The organism is Paracraurococcus ruber (assembly GCF_004353985.1).
GTDB lineage: Bacteria > Pseudomonadota > Alphaproteobacteria > Acetobacterales > Acetobacteraceae > Paracraurococcus > Paracraurococcus ruber.
The window spans coordinates 1-1917 of record NZ_SMOA01000524.1 but is presented as its reverse complement, the minus strand read 5'-3'; the positions used below and the strand labels follow the sequence as shown (position 1 = coordinate 1917).

4 protein-coding genes are annotated in these 1917 nt (G+C 72.1%); all 4 read left to right on the top strand.

Annotation, left to right across the window (positions count from 1 at the left end):
- On the top strand, nucleotides 1-495 hold a 495-nt coding region (locus E2C05_RS31450; RefSeq protein WP_408901645.1), incomplete at its 5' end, for a MotE family protein.
- A gap of 55 nt (nucleotides 496-550) precedes the next feature.
- A complete protein-coding gene (locus E2C05_RS31445) occupies nucleotides 551-919 on the top strand; it encodes a chemotaxis response regulator CheY (protein WP_456306544.1) in 369 nt (122 codons plus the stop codon).
- Entirely contained in the window at nucleotides 912-1520 is a 609-nt protein-coding gene (locus tag E2C05_RS31440; protein WP_133223532.1) for a protein phosphatase CheZ, read from the top strand. The genes E2C05_RS31445 and E2C05_RS31440 overlap by 8 nt, the downstream gene beginning before the upstream one ends.
- Nucleotides 1521-1603: 83 nt before the next feature.
- On the top strand, nucleotides 1604-1917 hold a 314-nt coding region (locus tag E2C05_RS31435), incomplete at its 3' end, for a hypothetical protein (protein ID WP_133223531.1).

The window sequence follows — 1917 nt, the reverse complement described above, 5'->3', positions numbered from 1 at the left end:
CCGCGCGCCGCCGCCGCCGCGGTGGTGCCCAGCCCGGCGCCGTCGCGGCCGCTGCAGGCGCTGGGCGCGGTGGAGCTGACGCCGGAGCAGCAGGCCGAGCGCGCGGTGCTGGAAGGGCTGCGCGCCCGCCGCGCCGAGCTGGAGGCGCGGGAGCAGGCGATGGCGGCGCGCGAGATGGTGCTGGCCGCCGCCGAGCGCCGCCTGACCCAGCGGGTCGAGGAGCTGACGGCGCTGCAGCAGCGGCTGCAGTCCTTCGACCGCACCCTCAGCGAGCGCGAGGAGGCCGGATGGCGGCAAATGGTCAAGCTCTATGAGGGCATGAAGCCGCGCGATGCGGCCGCGATCTTCGACGACCTCGACCTGCCCGTGCTGGTCCAGATCCTGGACCGGATGGGCGAGCGCAAGGCGGCGCCGGTGCTCGGCGCCATGAAGCCCGAGCGCGCCCGCATCGTCACCGCGGAGCTGGCCCGCCAGCGGGCCCGCCCCGCCGACTGAGTCCCGTAACCCGAACCCCCAGCAAGGAAGCCCGAGGCGCCCGATGGACAAGAGCATGAACGTCCTGATCGTGGACGATTACAAGACGATGCTGCGGATCATCCGCAATCTGCTGAAGCAGCTCGACTTCAACAATGTCGAGGAAGCGACGGACGGGCAGGAGGCGCTGGCCAAGCTGCGGGCCGGCAATTTCGGCCTGGTCATCAGCGACTGGAACATGCAGCCCATGACCGGGCTCGACCTGCTGAAGGAGGTGCGGGCCGATGCGCGGCTGAAGGACCTGCCCTTCATCATGATCACCGCCGAGAGCAAGACGGAGAACGTGGTTGCCGCCAAGGCCGCGGGCGTTTCCAATTACATCGTGAAGCCGTTCAACGCGGAGACGCTCCGCGACAAGATCGAGAAGGTGATGGCCCATGCCTGACGGAGCGCCACCGGGCCAGGACCGGATCGAGGCGGCGGTGCGGGAGGTGCTCGGCAGCCTCTCCGGCGCCATGACCGTGACCGAGGCGGCGTTGCTGGCCGAGCTGGAGGCGCTGGGCCGCGAGGTCACCCGCGCGAAGAGCGAGATCGCAGCGCTGCGCGTCGACGACATCAATGCCAGCCACATCCCCGCCGCGACCGACGAGCTGGACGCGGTGGTGGAGCACACCGCCGAGGCGACCAACGAGATCCTCGACGCCTGCGAGAAGCTGGAGGGGCTGCAGCCCACTTTGTCGGGCGATGCGGCGGATGTCGTCGGCGCCGCGGTCACCCGCATCTACGAGGCCTGCAGCTTCCAGGACATCACCGGCCAGCGGATCGGCAAGGTGGTCTCAGCGCTGAAGGCGATCGAGAAGCGGGTGGCGGCGGTGGTCGCCGCCTTCGCCAAGCATGAGGGCGCGGCAGCCGCCGCGGCCGAGGCGGCGCCGGACGAGCCGCCGGATCCACGGACGGAGGGGCAGAAGCTGGCCAACGGCCCGCAGCTGCCGACCGCCGCCAGTTCCCAGGCCGATATCGACCGGTTGCTGGCGAGCTTCGACTGATGCGCCGGGCGGGGGGAGGGGTCCCGGGGCCCGCCGGGCATGCATCGCACCGCCGGCCGGCCGGGACTGGCCTGCCGGCGGCGGTGATCGGCTTCCTGCTGCTGGCCCTGCCGGCGGCGGCGGACCGCATCCCGGCCCGGGTCGGCGACCATGCCGACCATGGCCGGATCGTCTTCGACTGGCCGGCGCCGCCGGCCTACACCATGGACCAGCAGGGCGACCGCGTGCTGCTGCGCTTCCCGCCGGGCCAGGAATTCGTCCTGCCCCGGCGGCTGCCGCGGAACCTGCTGGCCGCGGAGGCCACGGCCGAGGGCGTGGTCCTAACGCTGCGGCCCGGTGCCAGGGCGCGGACCCTGCGGCTGGGCAACCGTGTCGTGGTGAATGTCTTCGACCCGCC